General features: G+C 60.9%; 14 protein-coding genes. 2 read left to right on the top strand and 12 right to left on the bottom strand.

Annotated elements, in window-relative coordinates; all coding sequences use genetic code 11:
* Nucleotides 1-10 precede the first annotated feature (10 nt).
* The 10 genes from BM026_RS14475 to yaaA all read right to left on the bottom strand — a co-directional run bounded on the left by BM026_RS14475 (nucleotide 11) and on the right by yaaA (nucleotide 14,483).
* A complete protein-coding gene (locus BM026_RS14475) occupies nucleotides 11-1,543 on the bottom strand; it encodes an MBOAT family O-acyltransferase (RefSeq protein WP_034118206.1) in 1,533 nt (510 codons plus the stop codon).
* Nucleotides 1,544-1,700: 157 nt separating this feature from the next.
* Nucleotides 1,701-2,810 carry a mannuronate-specific alginate lyase gene (locus BM026_RS14470; RefSeq protein WP_092240845.1) on the bottom strand — a complete coding sequence of 370 codons (1,110 nt, stop codon included), beginning with the start codon at nucleotides 2,808-2,810 and terminating at the stop codon, nucleotides 1,701-1,703.
* A gap of 8 nt (nucleotides 2,811-2,818) precedes the next feature.
* The gene (locus tag BM026_RS14465) at nucleotides 2,819-4,267 is read right to left on the bottom strand and encodes an alginate O-acetyltransferase (RefSeq protein ID WP_092241382.1); all 1,449 of its coding nucleotides are present in this window, start codon (nucleotides 4,265-4,267) and stop codon (nucleotides 2,819-2,821) included.
* 11 nt (nucleotides 4,268-4,278) lie between these two features.
* Nucleotides 4,279-5,847 carry a mannuronan 5-epimerase AlgG gene (gene algG, locus BM026_RS14460; protein ID WP_071488566.1) on the bottom strand — a complete coding sequence of 523 codons (1,569 nt, stop codon included), beginning with the start codon at nucleotides 5,845-5,847 and terminating at the stop codon, nucleotides 4,279-4,281.
* A complete protein-coding gene (locus BM026_RS14455; RefSeq protein WP_092240847.1) occupies nucleotides 5,847-7,334 on the bottom strand; it encodes an alginate export family protein in 1,488 nt (495 codons plus the stop codon). The genes algG and BM026_RS14455 overlap by 1 nt, the downstream gene beginning before the upstream one ends.
* Nucleotides 7,331-8,725, bottom strand: coding sequence for an alginate biosynthesis TPR repeat lipoprotein AlgK (algK, locus tag BM026_RS14450; RefSeq protein WP_093529106.1), 1,395 nt, complete (start codon nucleotides 8,723-8,725; stop codon nucleotides 7,331-7,333). Before algK ends, BM026_RS14455 begins: the two co-directional genes overlap by 4 nt.
* A gap of 2 nt (nucleotides 8,726-8,727) precedes the next feature.
* Nucleotides 8,728-9,894: an alginate biosynthesis protein Alg44 gene (locus BM026_RS14445; protein WP_071488569.1), complete on the bottom strand. Its 1,167-nt coding sequence runs from the start codon at nucleotides 9,892-9,894 to the stop codon at nucleotides 8,728-8,730.
* Nucleotides 9,895-9,932: 38 nt separating this feature from the next.
* Entirely contained in the window at nucleotides 9,933-11,414 is a 1,482-nt protein-coding gene (alg8, locus tag BM026_RS14435) for a mannuronan synthase (RefSeq protein WP_162276396.1), read from the bottom strand.
* 83 nt (nucleotides 11,415-11,497) lie between these two features.
* Nucleotides 11,498-12,814, bottom strand: a complete 1,317-nt coding sequence (locus BM026_RS14430) for a nucleotide sugar dehydrogenase (protein WP_093119704.1) — start codon at nucleotides 12,812-12,814, stop codon at nucleotides 11,498-11,500.
* Between the two features lie 889 nt (nucleotides 12,815-13,703).
* Nucleotides 13,704-14,483, bottom strand: a complete 780-nt coding sequence (gene yaaA, locus BM026_RS14425; protein WP_093529103.1) for a peroxide stress protein YaaA — start codon at nucleotides 14,481-14,483, stop codon at nucleotides 13,704-13,706.
* 119 nt (nucleotides 14,484-14,602) lie between these two features.
* Between yaaA and BM026_RS14420 the strand changes: the two genes are divergently transcribed.
* Nucleotides 14,603-15,727 (top strand): polysaccharide deacetylase family protein, encoded by a 1,125-nt coding sequence (locus BM026_RS14420; protein ID WP_092240854.1) that lies wholly within the window; start codon nucleotides 14,603-14,605, stop codon nucleotides 15,725-15,727.
* Between the two features lie 339 nt (nucleotides 15,728-16,066).
* Entirely contained in the window at nucleotides 16,067-17,461 is a 1,395-nt protein-coding gene (locus BM026_RS14415; protein WP_005785025.1) for a PhoH family protein, read from the top strand.
* Between the two features lie 51 nt (nucleotides 17,462-17,512).
* Here the strand turns inward: BM026_RS14415 and BM026_RS14410 are convergent, their stop codons facing one another.
* Together BM026_RS14410 and BM026_RS14405 are read right to left on the bottom strand one after the other, a co-directional pair.
* Nucleotides 17,513-20,575, bottom strand: a complete 3,063-nt coding sequence (locus BM026_RS14410) for a MexW/MexI family multidrug efflux RND transporter permease subunit (protein WP_093512406.1) — start codon at nucleotides 20,573-20,575, stop codon at nucleotides 17,513-17,515.
* Nucleotides 20,572-21,723, bottom strand: coding sequence for an efflux RND transporter periplasmic adaptor subunit (locus BM026_RS14405; RefSeq protein ID WP_093512404.1), 1,152 nt, complete (start codon nucleotides 21,721-21,723; stop codon nucleotides 20,572-20,574). Before BM026_RS14405 ends, BM026_RS14410 begins: the two co-directional genes overlap by 4 nt.
* Nucleotides 21,724-21,733 lie beyond the last annotated feature (10 nt).

The following is a 21,733-nucleotide window of genomic DNA, read 5'->3' as shown; positions in this document are numbered from 1 at the left end:
GTCGGCTCCCTCAGAATTGGAAGTAAAGGAACGGCGAGAAACTCTGCGCCGACAGTTTGAGAATCGACGCCACGAACAGCAGCAGCACCGCAGCGCGCATGGCGTAGCGTGGCCAGTCAGCGGTCCAGTAGGCCGGTTGCACAGCGGCATCCTGGCCCACGGTGAAGCCGGGCTCGTGGATGCTGCCGGGGTTGTCGCCCGGCACGGCCTTGATCAGGCTCGGGTCGGCCGGCTTGGTCTTCTCGGCAGGGCGATTGGTGTAGAAATCGCGCAGGCCGAAGAACGCCAGGGTTGCGTAGGCCACCACCAGGGTTGCCACTTGCAGGCCGGTGAGGTTGGCGCGGTTGAGTTCCGACAGCGACCACTCGCCAAAGCTGAACATCGCACCGTACATACGGCCGGCGACGTGCAGGTTTTCGGCGCGGAAGATCACCCAGCCCATCACCACCAGCAGGAAGGTGAAGGCCCAGCGCACGACGTTGAAGCTGCGTGGCGCGGTGTTGAGGCCGATGGCTTTTTCAATCGCCAGCCACATGCCGTGCCACGCGCCCCATACGATGTAGGTGATGTTCGCACCGTGCCACAGGCCACCGAGCAGCATGGTCAGGAACAGGTTGCGGTAGGTGGTCAGCGTGCCTTTACGGTTGCCGCCCAGGGTGATGTACAGGTAGTCACGCAGCCAGGTGGACAGGCTGATGTGCCAGCGCCGCCAGAACTCGGTGATCGACTGGCTGATGTACGGCTGCTTGAAGTTTTCCATGAAGCGGAAGCCCATCATCAAGCCCAGGCCGATGGCCATGTCGCTGTAGCCGGAGAAGTCGAAGTACAGCTGCGCGGTGTAGGCCAGCGCGCCGAGCCAGGCATCGCCGGTGGTGGGGTTCTGCAGGGCGAAGCAGTGGTCGGCGACGACTGCCAGGGTGTCGGCAATGAACACCTTCTTGATGAAGCCCTGCATGAACCGCGTGCAGCCCTCGGAGAATTTGTCGAGGGTGTGGGTGCGGTTGTTGAACTGGTCGGCCAGGTCGCGAAAGCGCAGTACCGGGCCGGCAATCAGGTGCGGGAAGATCGCCACGAACGCCGCAAAGTCGATCAGGTTGCGGGTTGCCGGGGTATCGCCACGGTACACGTCGATGATGTAGCTGATGGACTCGAAGATGTAGAACGAGATACCGATCGGCAACAGCACGTGCGTCAGGATGAACGGCTCAAGGCCCGCCGACTTCATCATCACGTTGATGCTGTCGACGCCGAAGTTGGCGTACTTGAAGTAGCCGAGGATGCACAGGTCGACCGCCACGCCGAGCAGCAGCCAGCGCTGGGCCGGCTTGGTGCGCACACCGGCGGCACCGACTTTCAGGCCGATCCAGTAGTTCCACAGCGTCACGGCGGCGAACAGCGCCAGGAAGTCCACTCGCCACCAGGCGTAGAACACGTAGCTGGCAATCAGCAGCAGCAGGTTGCGATAGCGTTGCCCGCTCAAGTAGTACAAGCCGAGAAAGATCGGCAAGAACAGAAACAGGAACACATTGGACGAGAAAACCATCCCGATCTCTCCATGTTTAACTAACAGTCAAGGGCCAGAGCCCCCCCAAACCCCCCCACGAAAAATCGGGGGCGGGCCGTACAACATTCCAACTGACGAAACCGACTCGAACTGTGGGAGGGGGCAAGCCCCCTCCCACATGTTTTACCGCGTTTCGTCAGGAACCTTTGTTGCCTTTCTCATGCGTCGGGTCATAGACCTTGGTCAGGTCGCCCCCGAGGCGGAAGGTCTTGAACGGCTGCATCCCATGCTTGCGCTCGAGCACATCCGGCGCGCAGGTGTAGAGGGTGCAGAAGGGTTCGAGCCAGGCGAATTTCATGTCCTGCTTCAAGTCCTTCATGTCCTGCTCCTTGCCGTTCTTCTGTTCGAAGATCTCGGGATCCTTGACCCCGGCGAGCACTTTGTCGCCCAGGCGCTTGAGCGCGCCGTTGTTTTCCTGGCGCAGGTCCACGCCATTGACCAGGGCAAAGCTGGCGATCATCGACAGCGGCGGCAGAGCGTAGTTGTGGTACGACAGGGCGCGTTGCTGACGCTTCAATTCGTTCGGCAGGAAGCCCTGGTCGTCGACCTGGTTCACGCCGACCTTGTATTCCTTCACCGCCCAATCAAACAGATCGCGACGGTTGGTGGCGACGGACGTTGCCATCACCGACCAGGCGGCCCAGTAGGAGTGGTTGTTGGTTTTTTCCAGGGGCAGGTTGTCCCAGTCGCTGACCACTTGATCGGCGAGCTTGTTGAACCAGGCTTCGATCAGTTGCGATTCCTGCTGGTGATTGGCCAACGGGTGCGAGTCGGAGAACTTCAGGCGCACATAGGCCGAGGCCATGCTGCCCAGCGCCCACTTGCGCATGGACTTGCCGGTGTGGTTGAAGTCCTTGGACATCAATGCATCGGCCTTGGCCCACGACACCAGCCAGTTCAGGGTGCATTCGAGCTGCTCGGGGCGGCCGTCACGCATGAACTGCATCACGCGTTTGCTGGTGTCTTTTTCCAGCTTGGTGATGTCGGCGGTGCTGTCGCGGAAGGCTTTTTCCGACTGCACGTTCAGGGTTGAACGCGCCTTGTCCGAGCCTTCGTACTTGCTGCGAAACTGCAGCGGCCCGGTGTAGGGCGCCGGCATGGTGTCGCAGTTTTCCTTGAAGTCGCCGGTCTTGAACGCTTCAATCGGTGCGAAATAGCCTTGTGGCGGACGCAGCGGTGCGGCGGCGTTGACGGAGCCTGCGAACATCGCCAGGCCCAGCAGCGTAGGGATCAGTAACTTCTGCATAGGTAACCTCATTTCCCCGTTGAAGCGGTCTGTTGACCACCGGCCGGGAATACGTTGCGTGTGCAAATTTTCGCTTCGACCTTCTGCGCAGCAGCGCCCGCTTCGGGACCCTGCACTTCCACGGCCAGCAGGTTCTGCGAGGCCCAGTCTTCATCGGTGCGCAGTTCAAAGGCGAAACGCCCGTCTGTATCGGATGTCTCGGGTTTCTCGATCTTGATGTCCTCGTGGCGCCCGTTCATGTACCAGAGGGTGGCTTGCAGGGTTTTCACCGACGGATCGGCGAAGCGGATATCGACCTGGTGATTGGCATTACGCAGGTCTTTGTTCGAACTGTTCACCAGCAATTCGTTCTTGCCGGGTTTCAAGGTGGTGCTCGCGGTCATCTGCGCGGTCTTGCCTTCGCAGCCGTTGTCGAGCAGGGCCATCATCTGGCGGTAGATGGTCTCCTGGTCCAGGCGATACAGCGGCGAGAACTCCCAGATGAGGATTTTCGGCGGGGTCTTCTGGAATTCATCGCTGCCCAGGTACTGGATCATCGACCCTTCCAGACCGCCGCCGGGGAAGGCGACGTTGAGGATGTCGGCACCGATTTCCTGTTCCAGGAAGCCGGCGAAGTTGTAGTTCTTGCCGCTGTGGCTGGTGCCCACCAGGGTGATCTGCGGATTGCCCGAATCGCCGAACAGGTCGCCGTCGCCCGCTTCGCCCTTGGGCTCGGTGGTGAACTGGTCCATGTACTGGATCGCGTAGCTGGTGCCGCACAGTTGCCCGGCCATGTTGTGCAGGGTGCCGGTCTTGCCCATGCGCCCGGAGCGCTTGGTTTCGAATTCACGCTTGGGAATATCCGCGAACTCGGGCATCGCACGCACTTTGGCACCGACGATTTTTGCGGTGCGCTGGGCGCCGTACGGGGTCCAGTGCTGGTCGCCACGGAAGTAGAAATCGTGGGCCGGCAGCTCTTCCGGCAGTTGCTCGTTGGTCAGCGGCGACAGGTCCGGCACCACGTAGCCCATCTTGGCGAAACGGCCGAGCATGGTCTTGTAGTTGCCCAGGGCCTTGTCGAAGTCGAACTTGGCTTTCTCTTCCGGGTTGAGCTTGTTGCGGTTCACCAGCCCACGGGTCGGCTGGTAGACCACCACCAGTTCCACGCCCTTGGCCTTGAACGCGTCGTGCAGCTGTTGCATGCGCTTGTAGCCGGACGGGGTGGTGTCGAATTCGGTACGCAGGTCTTCCTGGGTGCGGAACAACCAGTCGCCCTGGGCTTGCACCAGGGTGGTGAAGTTCTGCTGATAGCGCGTGGTGTAGTTGCGCGCATCATGGGCGGCCGGGCACAGGCTGCAGCATGGCTCGGCGGTGAAGGTCGGCGCCTTGACGTCGTCGGCGCGTACGCCCTGGCTGGCCGCGAGCAGGCCGAGGGTCAGACCCGAGAGGCTCAGCAGTTTGATCATGTGTGGGTGCATAAGGGTCATCCTCAGTCCTGCATTTCGGTCTGGCGTTCGACAGGGTCGATCAGCACGGCTTTCTGCTGGCGCACCAGCAGGTCGAGAATCTCTTCCTGGCGATCGCCAAGCACGCCGGAGAAGCTGATGCCGCTGGATTTGGTCGGTGCCAGCATCGATACGCGGTACAGCTCGATACTCAACGGCGAGTCGATGGACAGCGGCCCGCTGCCGTTACCCGCCAGTTCACCGCCCACCACGATCAGCGAGACCTTGGCGTCGAACGGGTCGAGGGCGATGTCGCGGTCGGTGTCGGTCAAATCCTTGATGTGGCCGTACACACCGGTCAGGCCGTTGGCCATCGCGGTGTTTTCGTAGAGCTTGATGTTCACACTGTTGCGCACGCGGATGCCGTGGCGGCGGTTGCTGATCACCTTGTTGCCCCACAGCAGGTTGTCGCCGCTCTCATAGAGGGTGATGCCGTCGGTGTGGTTGCGGTAGATCTCGTTGTCGGCGATCAGGTTGTTCACGCTGTTACGGTCGATCACCAGGCCCGAGAGCTTGTTGTCGTAGCTGCGGTTGTTGAAGATGAAGCTGTCGTTCACTTCACGGGAAATGATGATGCCGTGCTTCTTCTTGGTGCCGTAGACGGTGTTGTCCGCGATGATCAGGCCGTGGGAACGGTCGTGGGGGTCAATGCCGTAGACGATGTTGTCTTTGTAGGTATTACCCTTGATCACGAAGCCCGTGGTCTCGTAGCAGTAGAAGCCGTACCACATGTCCGAGAACTCGGAATCGATGATCCAGCCGGTCGGCTCCGGACGCTTGAGCACCTTGGCCATGTTCGGCGTGTACTGGGAAATACTCACCCCGTACGACTTACTGTTGGCGTAGCCGAAACTGGCCATCTTGGTGTTGGAAATGTAGGTTTCGGTACCGCCCCAGGCCAGAAGGAACGGGCGGAATTCCTTGGGCGACTTGAACAGCGCCGGGCCGTTGGCCTTTTCGCTCCAGCCGGTGACCTTGGTGTCATGCACAAACAGCTGGCCGTCGTTGATCAGGAACGAACCGCCTTCCTGGGACAGGCGCAGCTCCTGGGTCTTCTTGTCGATTTCCAGGATGCCCTTGCGCCCGACCACGATCGGCAACTTGGCCAGGAACACACCCGGCGAGGTCTCGCTCAGGTACTGCTTGGGCACCTTGCCCAGCAGGTCCTTGAGGTTCATGTAGCCGTCGTCGACAAAGATCGCCTGGGGAATACCGTGCTGGCGCACCACCCATTCGGCCATCTTGTTGTCACCGCCGATGAAGTCCTTGAGCGCGTCTTCCTGCATCATGCGGCGGATGCTGATCTTGCCCGGCTTGGTTCTTACGATCTTTTTTTCCATCGCCGCGGCGGTGTAGCCCGACAGGTCCGGCAGGGCCGGCTTGGCCATTTCCAGCGGCGCGGTAGGCGGGCTGGAGATGGTGTAGGTCTTGGCCTGCTGCAGTTCCTTGGCGATGGTCGGCGCCTTGGCCGCCGTATCGGCAAACGCTGTGGCGCTGGCCAACAGCATTGCCGCGACGAGTAGGCTTTGAGCATTCATTGGGCGGGCTCCCATCAGAATTTCCAGATCACGTCGACAAACGCGCGATGCATGTACGAGTCGACGTTGCTGCCATAGGCATCGCCCGGTTTGAATACGCCGGCACGCAAACGCACCAGCGCTGACGGCTCATCGATCGACTGGCTGAGCGCAGCCGGCAACAGGCCGGTCTTGAAGTACTTGGTGACCACCAGGTCCATCTCCTGGCCCAGGTCTTTCTTGCCATCTTCAAGGGGCAGGGAAGTACTGGACAGGATCGCGCCGGTGACGTCGTCGGTGTTGTTCTGCACCGCATCGATACCGTTGCTGCCCACCGGCTTGTTGCCGTCGACACGCCAGAACTTGTGGTACACCAGGCTGGCGTCGTAGTCCTCGCGCAGCTGCCAGGAACCGAACAGACTCATGGCCTGCATGTTGTTCATTTCGCCACGGAAGGCTTCACCGAAGCGGTGCACGCGGGACTGGGTGCCGGTCCAGTTCGAACGGTTGCTTTGCAGGCCGTTCTGCTCGTACTCGGCGCTGGCGCGGGAGTAGGCCGCGCCCACTTGCCACTGCGGGTCAAGGCGCAGGCGCACACCGAGGTCGGTGGCCCAGCCGCTCACGTCGTCGCTGCGCTTGGCGTTGGTCGGGCGGGTGCCGTCGGCATTCAGGGCATTGACCGAGTCACGGTCGCCGCGCATACCGGTGATGCTGGCCCAGTAGTTGACGGTGTTGGTATTGCGCCAGTTGTAGGCGTCGCTGTTGGCTTCGATGCCGAGCCAGGTCAGGTCGCCGTTTTCACGCTTGTCCAACGAGTCGGTGGGCACGCCCGGTTCCGGGTAGTCCAGCTTGCCGTTGTCATGGGTGTGGTGACCGCGCAGGCCGATCCACTGACCGGGCGTCCACTGGTAGGCGGCGTCGGCGTAGAGGTGCTGACGGTCCTTGTCCTTGGGCGACAGTTCCTTGAGGTCGGTGCGGTATTCGCTGAAACGTTCGGCGACGCCGACATTGGCCTTGAGCAGGGTCGTGTCGAAAGTCCAGTTCAGCGCTTCGATGTTGGTGTCGCGCCATTGGCCGTCGTCATTGCGCAGGCGTTGGCGACCCAGCTTGAGGATCTCGCCAGGGTAGGGCGTGAAGCCGCTGTAGCCGACCCAGAACTCGCGCATGGCCAGGTAGTTTTTCTTGGCCTTGCGGTCGTTGTTGGTGGTTTGCTGGTTCGCGTCATCGGCCGACTGTTGCAGCGTGTCGGTCTCGATGATGTCGCTGGACGCCACCGCCTGGCCCATGGCATAGGCGCTCCACGCGCCGCTTTCGCCGTAGATCCACGGGCGCAGGTCAAGGCCGATACCGTTGACGTCGCCGCCTTTTTGCGTGCCGAGGTCGCGGTCATCTTCGGACTGCGCGGTGGCTTTGACTTCCAGGCCGAAGTTCTTGGCTTCGGTCAGCGCGGCCAGGGTCGGGCACGACCACAGCAGGGCGAAGGTCAGGCCGATGCCGGCCTTGACGAATGGGTTGAGCTTCATAGGGATTCCTCGCCGTCGTCTTCTTCATCCAGGGCGTGCAGTTGCAACGTGCTCTGGGCCAGGGTGCCGCGGGCGGCCAGTTCCTGTTGCACCAGGCGTTGGCCCTGGGCGCGTTGTTCAGGCGTCAAGGGCGCTTCAAGCTGGGCGGCCAGGTCATTGGCTTCCGGGGTGTCCTGGGCTTTGGCCAACTGGCTGAAGACATAGGCGTTCAATGGGTCGGGCTTGGTGCCCTTGCCTTGGGAAAACAACTGGGCGATGGCGAAGTCGGCGCTGTTCTGGCCGTTGCGCGCAGCGGTCAGCAAGTGGTCGAGGGCTTTTTGCGGGTAGACCTTGCCCAGGTAGCCACGGCGATAGATCTGGCCGAGGTAGTAATCGGCGGCCACTTCCTTGCCCACGGCTTTTTCGAAGTGCGCTTCGGCTGCCTTGGCATCCGCCGGCACCCACTTGCCTTCGTAGTAGAGCTTGCCCAGCAACAGTTCGGCGCGCGGCTGGTCGGCGGCGCGGCCGTTGTCCAGGTACTTCATCATCTGGTCGACGTCACCGAGTTCCGGGAAGTCATAGAGCAGTTGCGCCAGGCTGACCCAGGAAGCCGGGTAGCCGGGGGCGATTTTTTCCAGCAGGGCCTGAGCGGTTTTTTCGTTCGGCTGGCCGAGGGTGGCGTCACCCAGCACACGCGCCACGCTGTCGACACGCTGTGCGGTAACGGTGCCACGGCTGTAACCGGCTTCCATTTGCTTGAGCAGTTCGGCCTGTTTTTCCGGCTCGGCTTTTTTCTGGTAGACCGTGGCCAGTTCGACGTAGCAAATGTCGGTGGTGTTCAGCGCGGCTTTGCAGATGCGCTCCACGTCATCCAAGTGCTGGTCGTAGGTGTCCTGGGTGCGATACAGCAGCACCTGGGCCAGGCCGGCTTCCGGGTAACCGGCGGCCTGCCATTGGCTGATCTGCCGCTGGGCATTCACGTTCGGGAAGCTGTGCGGGTATTGCAGGTACAGCATCGCCAGCGGAATCAGGGTGTTGCCTTCGCCATTGGCAAAGGCTTTTTTCAGCAGGCCTTCGGCTTCATGGTGTTCGGCTTCGGTGCTGCCGGGCTTGGCCACCAGCAGGCGACCCAGGCGCGCCTGGGCGCGGGGCGAGGTGTCCGCTGCCGCACGGTAGGTGGCCTCGGCCTGTTTGATTTGCGCCGGATCGCGAGTGCCTACCTGGATGTCAGCCAGGCCCACCTGGGCCTCGCTGTAGCCCAGGTCTGCCAGTTGCTGGTAATTCTGCTGCGCGGTGACGGTGTCGCCACGCTTGAGCGCTTCATTGGCCAGGCGTTGGTCGGGCAGGCCGGCGCAACCGGCGAGGGCGATGGCCAGCGCCAGGGGCACCGGCAGGTTTCGAAGGGCGCTCATGATTAAAGACCCGCAGCCATGGCTTTATCGATCAGCCAGTTCAGCGATGGGCCACGGTCGCTGGTGACTTCCACCGGGCGACCGGCGTAGGTGCTGTCCAGCGGTGCGTCCGGCTTGATCTGCACGCGGATGTCGGAGGACAGGTCGGCGCTGTTCAGGCTGGTGCTGCTGACGATGGTGCCGGTGCGGATCTGCTCCTCGTCGGCCACCTGGAAGCTCACCGGGGTACCTGGGCGCACATCGGCGAACTGGCGATAGGTGAAGCGTGCTTCCACGTTGGCCTGGCTGCCGCGTGGGACCAGTTGGAAGATCACGTCGCCCTTGCTGGCGTACTGACCGTCAGCCACCAGTTGCTGCGCCACCACGCAATCGCACGGCGAAGTCAGGGTGCCGGTCATTTGCTTGCCGAACAGCTCTTCAACCTTGGCCGGTTGCAGTTGGTCTTCGTCCAGGTGGCCCTTGAGCACGTCGAGCATGCTGGTGCTGAAGGTCGCCAGTGGCGCGCCTTTGGCGGCGACCGCATCACCCTTGAGCAGGCTCTGCACGGTGCCGTCGCGTGGCATGGTCACGTTCATGCCGGGCACGCTCACCAGGCCGGCCTGGGCATGGCTGACGAAGTACATGCCGTACACCGACTTGAAGACGAAACCGAAAGCCGCCAGGCCGACGATGAAGATACCCGCGCTGAACACCACGGCGCGCAGGCGGCCGGCGGCGCTCATGTTGCTGCCGCTGTCCTTGACCTTGCGTGCCTTGGTGAAGTTGTCACGTTGCAGGGTCGCCAGCACGTCGCCCATGGTCACGATGTCACCGGACAGGTGCGAGGTGATCAGATGGCGCAGGGTGGAAATATCCTGGGCGTCGAGGTTCTGGAACTGGCAACCGGTGCGACCGGTCTGGCGGTCGTAGGAGCGGATCTGCAGTTCCACGTCCATGGCCAGGCCAAGGTTATCGATGACGAATTGCAGGCGGCCCTTGTGCACTTCGCCGACGGTCAACGGCTGGGTGGCGGTGAACGCCAGGCCGCCGGCGGACAGGTCGATCACCCGTGCTTCGGTCTGGGTGCGGTCGGTGTTGAAGAAGCGCAGCTTGGCCGGGATTTTTACGCGGGCATGTTGGCGCTGGGCTTCGGATTCGTGGACAACATTGGCATTTACTTGGCTGTTCATCAGGGCAATTTCCTAGAGTTAATTCAGGCTTGGCAGGGTCAGACCATCATCAGCAACACGGCAACGAAGATGCTGCCGGCGGAGAAGGTCATGGTCCGAGACGACCAGGTGTTGAACCAACGTTGAAAGCTGGCCAAATCGCGGGTCAGTTTGGTGTCCTGGCGGGTCCAGGACTGTTGATCGAGGCGGAAGAACACGTAGATCTTCACCAGCGCGCCCATGATCTGGTTGTAATAGAGAATCACCGGGTACGCGGGGCCGATCTTGTGGCCGGAGCACGACAGCAGCAGGGTGAGAATCAGGCGAGTGATGCCGATCCACAGCAGGTACGCGAGGATGAAGGCGCCGCCGTATTTGAAGGTGGCGATGATCGCCACGGTCAGGCCGAGCAGGGACGTCCACATCGACACGCGCTGGTCGAACAGCACGATGCTGGTGAACAGGCCCAGCCGACGCACACCCAGGCCCAGGGCACGGGAATTCTGGCGCAGGTTATTGCCGTACCAGCGGAACATCAGCTTGCGGCTGGCCTTGATGAAGCTCTTTTCCGGCGGGTGTTCCACGGTGTTGATTGCGGCGTCCGGCACGTAGAAGGTGTCGTAGCCCAGGCGCATCAGGCTGAACCAGCTGGACTTGTCGTCGCCGGTGAGGAACTTGAAGCGGCCCAGGCGCCAGTGTTGCAGCGAGTCGCTTTCCACGTCGGCGATAAAGCCCGGGTCGGTGACCACGCTGGCACGGAACACTGACATGCGGCCGGTCATGGTCAGCACGCGCTTGGACAGGGCCATGGAGCACATGTTGATGTGACGCTGGGCGAAACGCAGCTTGTGCCACTCGCTCATGATGTAGCCGCCGCGCACTTCGCAGAACTCGTTGGTGGTCAGGCCGCCGACGTTGCCGAACAGTTGGAACCACGGCACGGTCTTGCGAACCACGCCTTCGGCGAGCACGGTGTCGCCATCGATCACGGCAACCACGGCACGGTCGTCCGGCAGGTGGCGGGAGATGGCGCGGAAACCGAAAGCCAGGCCGTCGCGTTTGCCGGTGCCGGCGATGCGCACGAAGTCGAGCTTCACGTGTTCCGGTGGATTCATGCGTTCCCACAGGCTCTTCACCAGCAGCTCATCGGACATTTCCACCAGCGAGCAGACCACGGTGGTGGGGAAGCCACATTCGATGGCTTCACGGATCACCGAGCTGTAGACCTGCGCGGTGGTCAGCGCGTCGATACGGAAACTGGTGACCATCAGGAACACATGGGACGGGTCGGCGGCCTTGCCCAGCTTGCGCACTTTGCGGCGCAGGTGCGGGTAGACCACGTACAGGAACAGCATGCCGCGAAAGAAATGCGTAGCACCCATCGAGTAGCGCCAGATGCCGACGGCGCCAATCAGGAAAATAAAATTCTTCGACTCGGAGTCGAACGTACTCGCCGGCAAGAGCAGGGCGAGTCCCATCAGCAGGCTCAAAAAGAACAGCCAGCCGGCGGATTGGAGCAGTACGTGTTTTAACTTGGACATAAGCGTCATCCGAAGGTGAAGAAGGCTCCCGGCTGCAAGCGCTGGGGATAGGTACGCTTGCAGCCCGGAACTTGCCGTTGCTGTTACCAGCAAATGCCTTCGGTACGGCCTGTGGCACAGGTGGCCTTGGACATGAAGCCCACCAGGTCGATCACTTGCTTGCCGTGTGGTGCGTTCTGCGCCAGGGCACGGAACTTCTCATCACGGTTGCCCAGGATGATCACGTCGGAGTTGTTGATCACATCGTCGAAGTCCGAGTTGAGCAGGGACGACACGTGCGGGATCTTGCCTTCGATGTAGTCCTTGTTTGCGCCGTGGACACGGGCGTACTCGACGTTGCTGTCGTAGATGCTCAGGTCGAAGCCCTTGCCGATCAGCATTTCGGCCAGTTCAACCAGCGGGCTTTCGCGCAGGTCGTCGGTGCCGGCCTTGAAGCTCAGGCCCAGCAGGGCGACTTTGCGTTTGTCGTGGCTGGAGACGATGTCGAAGGCGTTCTGTACCTGGGACTCGTTGCTGCGCATCAGCGAGTTGAGCAGCGGCGCTTCCACGTCCAGGGAGCTGGCGCGGTAGGTCAGGGCACGCACGTCTTTGGGCAGGCACGAACCACCGAAGGCGAAGCCTGGGCGCATGTAGTACTGGGACAGGTTGAGGGTCTTGTCCTGGCATACCACTTCCATCACTTCGCGACCGTCGACGCCGACGGCCTTGGCGATGTTGCCGATTTCGTTGGCGAACGTCACTTTGGTGGCATGCCATACGTTGCAGGTGTACTTGATCATCTCGGCAACGGCGATGTCCTTGCGGATGATCGGTGCGTCGAGTTCTTCGTACAGCGACTGCAGGACATCGCCGGAGGCTTTGTCGAACTCGCCGATGACTGTCATCGGTGGCTGGTCGTAGTCGGCGATGGCGGTGGATTCACGCAGGAATTCCGGGTTGACCGCGACACCGAAGTCGATGCCGGCTTTTTTGCCGGAGCAGTCTTCGAGGATCGGGATCACCACGTTCGCCACGGTGCCCGGCAGTACGGTGCTGCGCACGACCACGGTGTGGCGGGTGGTTTTGTCACGCAGGACAAAACCGATCTCGCGGCACACGGCTTCGATGTAATCGAGCTCCAGGTCGCCGTTTTTCTTGCTCGGTGTGCCGACACAAATCATCGACAGGTCGGTATCGCGGATGGCGTCGGCGAAGTTGGTCGTGCCGCGCAGTCGACCGGTTTCGATACCCTGGCTCAACAGCTCGCCCAGACCGGGCTCAACGATGGGCGATTTGCCTGCATTGATCAGGTCAATCTTATCCTTGGAGATGTCTACGCCGACCACTTCGTGGCCACGGGCAGACAGGCAACCGGCACAGACTGCGCCAACGTAACCGAGACCAAATATGCTGATGCGCATCGCATTTACCTCTTTGTCTTCAAGACTGTGTTAATCATGCCAATTAATGGCGGAGTTCATGTTTGCAAGCGTCACTGATGCCGCGAAAGTTAAGGCGAATAGACGCCAACTTACCGCGTACAGGCATGTTAATTAGCGAGTGACTAACAATTGCACTCAAGTTGTGCGCAACTTGGCCTTGTTATTGGGGCTTGCCCTGAAATGCAGCCGGCCTTTCTGGGGAAAGGTGCCGACGCCAGTGCCACAAGATCCTGATGGGGGCTTTAGGCCCTTATTTATCAACATCTTGGGTGTCGTCACTGACACATTTGGGTAAGCGCTGCCTTGGCCTATAGGGGATAGCAATTAATCCTTATCGCTGCCCTCAACTCATATCAGTTGATGATATGACCCGTGAGTCAAAGTTGATGGGGCAACTTTGCTACTTCCTTGGGTCGTCATGTAAGTCATCTCTTACAGAAGCAGAGAATTTCGTTACCGGTGGTATGAGCCGTGCGTTTAGACGAAGTTCCGGGCCGCTCATCCTGTTTCCTGAAATTTCTTGAAATATTAGGAAAGATGGCACTGGTAGTATATTGATAGCACTTGCTATTTGAGCCAGTAGTTATAGGGAGTTGGCGCGCGGGGATAGTTTTGTGCCACTAGTGTTTGAAAAAAGTGGTGCCACTACGAAAAAAATCGACGAATGTCGAGTGAAAGAATTGTTAGAGATGCGTCGGGATATTTTTTGACGCCAAAAAAATGACGATTCGCGAATTAAAATGCGGTTAAACATGTGGGAGGGGACTTGCCCCCGAAGACGGTGGGTCAGCTAAACATAAGCTGGCTGACCCATCGCCATCGGCGGCAAGCCCCCTCCCACATTTGTTCATCAGTGTTCTCGGGAGCTTTATTCTGGTGCGTGATCGCGCAAAAACACCAGGTTATCCGGCTTGGACTGCTCGGCGTTGAAGCGATAGCCCTGCACATCAAACTGCTTGAGCTTCGCCGGGTCGTTGATGCGTTCCTCGATCACAAAGCGGCTCATCATCCCCCGGGCTTTTTTGGCGTAGAAGCTGATGACCTTGTACTGGCCGTTCTTCAGGTCCTTGAACTCGGTGTTGATGATCCGCGCCTTCAAGGCCGTACGCTTGACCGCCGAGAAGTATTCGTTGGAGGCCAGGTTTAGCAGCACGTCGTCGCCTTGTTCGGCCAGCGCTTGGTTGAGCCACTCACTGATACGCGTGCCCCAGAAGGCGTACAGGTCCTTGCCACGGGCATTGGGCAGCTTGGTGCCCATTTCCAGGCGGTACGGCATCATCAGGTCCAGGGGGCGCAGCAGGCCATACAGGCCCGAGAGCATGCGCAGGTGGTCCTGGGCGTAGCTGAAGTCGGCATCGCTGAAGGTCTCGGCGTTCAGGCCGGTGTACACATCGCCCTTGAAGGCCAGTAGCGCCTGCTTGGCATTGTCCTGAGTGAATGCCGGGGTCCAGCTGCCGAAGCGGGCGGCATTGAGGCCGCCGATCTTGTCGGATACGTGCATCAATTCGCTGATTTGCGCCGGGCTGAGGGTGCGCAGTTGCTCTATCAGCTCCTGGGAGTGGTCCAGGTACTGCGGCTGGGTAAAGCGCTGGGTCGCCGGCGCGGTCTCGAAATCGAGGGTCTTGGCGGGGGAAATCACCATCAGCATGAAGTCGTCTCCTTTAAACGTGAGGCGATTCTAGGGGCTGGGGCGTTTTGACTCCACCTATGATGGCGATAGGCGGGATCCGCTATGATGGCCGGTGACTCTGGAGAGGGAGACCCTGTGTGCGAATAGCGCTTTTATTGTCGGCATGCCTGCTATGCCTGAATGCCCAGGCAGCACCCGTGGATGTGGCCAGCCTTGACCGTGGCACCTGGCCCGAAAAACTCGGCAGCCCGGCACTGTTCGATGTGGCTTCACGTGCCGAAATCCTCATGTTCGCCCACAGCCTGCTGGCCAGCGAGAACCAGGACGAAACCGCGCTCAAGCAGCGCCTGGGCCTGAAGATCATCAACCTGGCCGCCATCGACGACCTGCGCCGCCAGCTCTGGCAGCGCCTGCTGGAGAACTACACCTTCGCCCAGCAGAGCTGCGCGGAAGACGCCTCGTTCTGCTATCTGGTGGAGAACATGGACGACCTGCGCGAGCAGGCCGGCAAGTTCGAGGTGAGCGAAGACTCCTTCTATATAGGCTGGGCCGCTCCGAGCCATACCTTCCATGAGCGCTACCTGGATGAATTGCTGCGCAAGGCCGCGCTGTTTCCGCAGATCAGCAGCGAAGTCGCACGTTTCGGCGACCATGAGCGCAATGGCGACGAGTTCAACGACCGCCTGTTCCTGCTGACGTTCGACGGCGGCCCTGCGCCGGTCAGCGGCAATACCGACTGGCTCGCCGACTATTTGCGCAAGCAGAAGATGAGCGCGACCTTCTTCACCCTTGGCAGCAGCCTGCAGGCCCGTGTCGAGCGCAGTTCGGTTGCCGATGTGCAGGCGCTGTACCAGGGCCAGTGCGTCGGCACCCAGGGCTGGCAGTATCGTTCCCACAGCCATTGGGTGGACTGGCAGAGCTCGATTACCCGCAGCGCTTCGCTGGCACAAAACCTGATGCCGGAAAACTACGTGCCGCTGTTCCGTCCGCCCTATGGTCAGCGCCGCGCGGACAGCCAGGGGTTCTTTCAAGCCCAGGGCTTGCAGGTGGCGTTGTGGGACATCGATTCCCAGGATGAACCGGGCAAGCTCAAGGCCGATGAGTCGGCGCAACGGGTGCTGACCTTGATGCTGTTGTGGCGCAAAGGCGTGATTGTGTTCCACGACACCCAGGACAAGGCACGGGTCGCTTTGCCCATGCTGTTGCAGGCGACGGCGCAGAGTGGTCTGGGTTGGCAGGACTGCCGGGAGGCGTTTCGCTGAAGTGCCCGGAACTGTTGGGTTTTGGGCGATTTCGGGGTAATTTTGTGCGACATTTCGATGCAGGCGGACTTCCGACTTTAGCGGGGTAAGTGGCACTCGGCTAGTGCTATTCGTCATCCTGAAAAATAAACTTCAAAAAAGCGTCAAAGTGCTTTTTCCTGTCACACGTTTTGCGGTATTACGAAGTCAGATCGCCGAAACCTGCAACACAGGTGGCGTCTTCCAAGACTCCTCATGTGGGCACTGCGCTTGACGTCACTCAGGTGCAGTCGGTGGTCGAATCGAGGCGCAGCACCGCCCAGGTATTGCGTCGACTGGCTCCCACAAAGGTGACCGAGTATGGATGATCATGGACGTAACCCTTCTTCCGACCAGCCAATCCTTTATGTGCTTGATACCAACGTATTGATCCACGATCCAAACGCACTGCTCAACTTCGAAGAACACCACGTCGCCATCCCGATGATCGTGCTTGAGGAGCTCGATAAACTCAAAAGCGGGCACCACAGCGTGGCCGCCGAATGCCGCCAGGCCATCCGCCTGATCGACAAGACATTGGGCGAAGCTTCGCCAGAAGATGTCGAAGTCGGCGTGCCGATCCAGCGTGGCAAAAGCGGACCCAAGGGCTTGCTGTCGATTCTGATGAGCAAGCGCAGCGAGCCCAACAGCCTGCTGCCGGAAAACCTGAACGACAACAAAATCATCAACCAATTGATCGACCTGCATGCCCGTGACAAGGACCTGCGCGTAGTGCTGGTGACCAAAGACATCAATATGCGCCTCAAGGCCCGAGCGTGTGGGATCGCGGCCGAGGACTACAGTACCGACCAACTGGTCGACGACGTGTCGATGCTGTCCCGTGGTTATCACATGATGACTGGCTCGTTCTGGGACCGCGTCAGCAAGGTCGAAACCCGTCAGGACCATGGCCGTACCTGGCACCAGGTGCAGCTGATCGATAACCTGCCGGCCGTACATATCAATGAGTTCATCGTCGACGAACAGGGCTTCGTGGGCTGGATCAAAGAGATCCAGGTCGACAAGTTGCTGATCCTCGACCTGCATCAGGAACCCCTGTTGCACCAGGAGGCCTGGGGCCTGAAACCGCGTGATATCTACCAGAGCCTGGCGCTGTACGCGCTGCTCGATCCTGACATCCACCTGGTCAACCTGACCGGCGCCGCAGGCTCGGGGAAAACCATCCTCGCCCTGGCTGCCGCCATCGAGCAGACCATGGTGACCAAACGCTATCGCCGCATCATCGCCACCCGCAGCGTGCAGGGCCTGGACCAGGAGATCGGTTTCCTGCCCGGCACCGAAGCGGAAAAAATGGAGCCGTGGCTGGGGGCGATCACCGACAACCTCGAGGCCTTGCACATGGATGATGAAAACACCCATGGCAGTGTCGACTACATCCTCAGCAAAGTGCCGTTGCAGTTCAAATCCCTCAACTACATCCGAGGTCGCAGCTTCCAGCAGAGCCTGATCCTGATCGATGAATGCCAGAACCTCACGCCGCACCAGATGAAAACCATCATCACCCGTGCCGGCGCCGGTTCCAAAGTGGTGTGCCTGGGCAACCTGGCACAGATCGACACCCCTTACCTGTCCGCGACCAGCTCCGGGCTGACGTACCTGACTGAACGCTTCAAGGATTTCCCGAACGGCGTACACATTGCGCTGCAGGGTGTTCCACGTTCGATCCTGGCCGAATACGCCGAATCCCATCTCTGACCCTCGGCACTGACTAAAACGGGCGTCCCATGGGACGCCCGTTTTTTGTGTTCAGGCCGACTGCTCGACCTGTGCCCAATCGATTGCCGGTTTATGTGCCCTGGAAAGCAGGGTGTACACCGACGGCAGTACAAACAAGGTAAACAGCGTGCCCACCAGCATGCCGATCACGATCACCAGCCCCAACCCGAAGCGGCTGCCGGCGCCGGCACCTGACGAGAACAGCATCGGCACCAGGCCCACCACCATGGCCGCCGTGGTCATCAGGATCGGCCGCAGCCGAATGCGTGCCGCGCGCATGATCGCCTGGGCCGGGGTGCAGCGGTACAGCACCTGCAGCTCGTTGGCGAACTCGACCATCAGGATCCCGTGCTTGCTGATCAGACCGATCAGGGTGACGAGGCCGATCTGCGTGTAGATATTGATGGTCGCCAGCCCCAGCGCCAGGGGAATCAACGCGCCGCAGATCGACAGCGGCACCGTGATCAGGATGATCAGCGGGTCGGTCAGGCTTTCATACTGCGCGGCCAGCACCATGTAGATCACGATCAGCGCGAACAGGAAGGTCAGCATCAGCGCATTGCCCTCGTGGATGAACTGCCGCGAATCGGCCTGCCAGTCATGGCTGAAACTGGCGGGCAACTGGCGGCTGTGTTCCTGCAAAAAGGCCACTGACTGGCCAAGGCTGACGCCGGGCGCAGGAATACCCTGGAAGGTCGCGCTGTTCTGCTGGTTGAACTGCTTGAGCTTGTTCGGCTCGATCACGTTGTGCAGGCTCACCACGGTGGACAGCGGCACCTGCTGGCCGGTGTCGGTGTCGACGTAGAAGCCATTCAGGTCCTGGGGCGTGAGGCGTCGCGAGGCCTGGCTCTGGGGGATCACATCGTAGGAGCGGCCTTGCAGGGCGAACCGGTTGGTGTAGTTCTCACCGATCAACACCGCCAGCGTGCTGCCGATGTCTTGCATGCGAATCCCCAGGCTGTTGGCCTTGCTGCGGTCGATGCGCACTTGGGTCACCGGGTTATTGAACGCCAGGTCACTGTCGACCACCGCAAACAGCCCGCTGGCCCGCGCCTGGGTTTTCAGCGTTTCCATGGCCTGGTACAGCGAGCGGTAGTCTTCTGTGCTGCGCATCACCATTTGCACCGGCAAGCCACCGGTGGAGGCGGGCAGTGGCGGCAACTGGAACACGAAGATCGAGTTGCCTTCCACGGCATCGACGCTTTGTTGCAGCTCGGCCTGGATTGTCGCTGCGCTGCGCTGACGCTGCGACCATTCGGTGAAGTTCACCCCGGCAAAACTCGCGGCGACACCGTCATTGCCGTTGATGATCCAGGTGCTCACGGTCTCCGGCAAGTGGCCGAGAATCCCGCTCAACTGATAGGCGTAGCGCTCTACATAATCCAGGTTGGCGTGCTGCGGTGACTTGATCGCCAGCAGCAGGTTGCCCTGGTCTTCGTTGGGCGCCAATTCCTTGCTGGCATGGCCATACAGCCAGGGCAGGCTGAGCAGCACCACGGCGCCGAACAACAGGATCAGCCCGCGCTTGCGCAGCGAGCCCAGCAACGCGCGCTGATACAGGCGTGCCAGGCGGTGGAAGAAGCGCTCGGCCAGGCGGCTCATGGTGCCTTCATGCTCCTGGCCCGGTAGCAGCTTGGCGCACATGACCGGGGTCAGGGTCAGGGCGATCACCCCGGAGACCAGCACGGCGCCGGCCAGGGTCAGGGCGAACTCCTTGAACAGCGCGCCTGTCAGGCCGTTCATCAGGCCGATGGGCATGTACACCGCCGCCAGGGTGATGGTCATGGCGATCACCGGGGAAGCGATCTCGCGCGCGCCGAACAAGGCAGCCTGCAGCGCGCTGCGGCCTTCCTTGACATGCCGGTGGATGTTCTCCATCACCACAATCGCGTCATCCACCACCAGGCCGATCGCCAACACCATTGCGAGCAGCGTCAGCAGGTTGATGCTGAAGCCGAACAACGTCATCAAGCCCAGGGCGCCGAGCATCGACAATGGAATACTGACGATGGGGATGATCACGCTGCGCACCGAGCCCAGGCACAGGTAGATGATCACCACCACGATCAGGATGGCCTCGATCAGCGTTTCGATGACTTCGATAATCGAGGCTTCGATAAAGTGCGCGGTCTCGAACGCCAGCGCCACCTTGACCCCAGGCGGCAGGGTTTTCTCGATGTTCGGCAGCAGGCGCTTGATGTCGGCGACGATCAACAGCGGGTTGCCCTTGGGTGTCGCATAGAGGCCCAGGTGCACTGCGGGCCTGGCGTCCATCAACGCACTGGTTTCGTAGGCAGCCGAACCCAGCTCGACGGTCGCGATATCGCGCAGGCGCAGCAGGTGGTCGCCGTTGTTGCTGATGACCATGTTGCGAAACTCATCGAGGCTGCTCAGGTCGGTGTTGACCTGGATCGAGGAGATCACATAGTGGCCCTTGATCTGCCCCGGTGCTGCCTGGAAGTTGTTGTCGCGGATCGCCTGTTCCACCTGGGCGGCACTGATGCCGTGGCCTGCCATGCGTTGCGGGTCGAGCCACAGGCGCATGGCCAGGCGCTGGCCGCCGAAGGTCTCGACCTTGGCCACGCCGTCGATCGTGGAAAACAACGGCTGTACCACGCGGCTCAGGTAATCGCTCAAGGCCGAGGCCGACAGCGAATCACTGGAAAACCCCACGTATGCCACTGCTGTCGCATCGCCGGCGGAACGTTCGATCACCGGGTCATAGGCCTGTTCAGGCAGGCGGTATTTGACCTGGTTGACCTTGGCAATCACATCGCTCAACGCCTTGGCCGAGTCCTGGTTGAGTGCCATGCGCAGGGTGATCTGGCTGCGGCCCTGCACCGATGAGGAACTGACATAGTCCACGCCTTCCACCGAGGCCAGGGACTGGTTGATCGGTTGGGTCACAAAGCCTTGCATCAGCTCGGCGGGCGCGCCGGGGTAATCGGTGGTCACGCTGATCACCGAGCTTTCCAACAGCGGGTATTGGCGCACAGGCAGGTCGAGGTAGGCCTTGAGCCCGGCCAGTACGATCAGCAGGCTGACCACCAGGGCCAGCACTGGGCGACGTACGAACAGGTCGGTGAATTTCACGGGTTTTCTCCGGCCATGGTCATCCCCGAGGACGGGTTGGCATCGTTCAACACCGTACGTTCGAGGGGCTCGATAGCGGCACCGTCACTGAGTTTGATCTGCCCGGAAATCACCACGCGGTCACCCGGATTCAGACCCGCATCGATCACTACGCGGCCATTGCGCCGCTCGCTGGTCTTGACCAATACGCGGCGGACGACGGGTGGGGTATTGGCATCGGTCGATGGCTGCACCACGAAGACATCTTCGCCGTAGGCGTTATAGGTGATGGCGGTTTCCGGCACGCTCAAGGTATTGCCGGGCAGTGACTGCGGCAGGCGCACTTTGGCGAACATGCGCGGCAGGGCGCCGTCGGTGGGGGCCTGCAGTAGCGCCTGGACGCTCAGGGTGCGCGAGCGGTCGAGGAACGGGTCGATACTGCTGATACGTGCGCTGAAGCGTTGCCCCGGCAGCGCATCGAGTTGCACATCCAGGGTATTGCCGACCTTCAGTTGGGCCAGGGCTTGCTCCGGCACGCTGAAGTTCACGTACAGGCCCTTGTCGCCGACCAGGTTGATCAGGCTGTCGCCGGGGTTCACAAATTGGCCCAGGTGAACCTTGCGGATCCCGAGGGTGCCGGCGAACGGTGCGCGTATGGTCAATTGGTCGATCTGCGCCTTCAGTTCCTGCAGGGCGCCTTGGGCGGTGGTGTATTCGGTCTGGGCATTGTCGAAGGCTTCGCGGGACGTGGCGTTCACCTTGACCAGGGTGCGCGAGCGTTCCAGTTTGACCTTGGCATTTTCCAACTCACCCTGCAGGCGCATCAGGTTGCCGCGTTGGGGAGCATCGTTGAGCCTGACCAGCACTTGGTCGCGCTCGACGCGCTGGCCGGATTCCACTGGCAACTGCACCACACGTCCGCCGACTTCGGCGGGTACGCTCACCTGTTGCACGGCTTCCAGCTCACCGATGGCTTCCAGGTAGCGGGTGAAGGGGGCGTCGCTGACCGGCGCCACCGCGACTTTGATCGGCGCGGGCGCGTAGGCAGCGGCAGCCTGATGGCTCCAGCGCCACAATGCCCACGCCAACGCAATGAGGACAACCACGGCGATCAACAGCGCCACGCTGGTTCGTGAGACGGCACGTCCGGATCGACTGACGTGTGACATAAGCTTCATT

Origin of the sequence: Pseudomonas sp. NFPP24 (genome assembly GCF_900112095.1) — a bacterium.
Classification (GTDB): Bacteria; Pseudomonadota; Gammaproteobacteria; order Pseudomonadales; family Pseudomonadaceae; genus Aquipseudomonas; species Aquipseudomonas extremorientalis.
The sequence above is the reverse complement of the archived record's forward strand: the minus strand, read 5'-3'. Positions and strand labels throughout refer to the sequence as shown.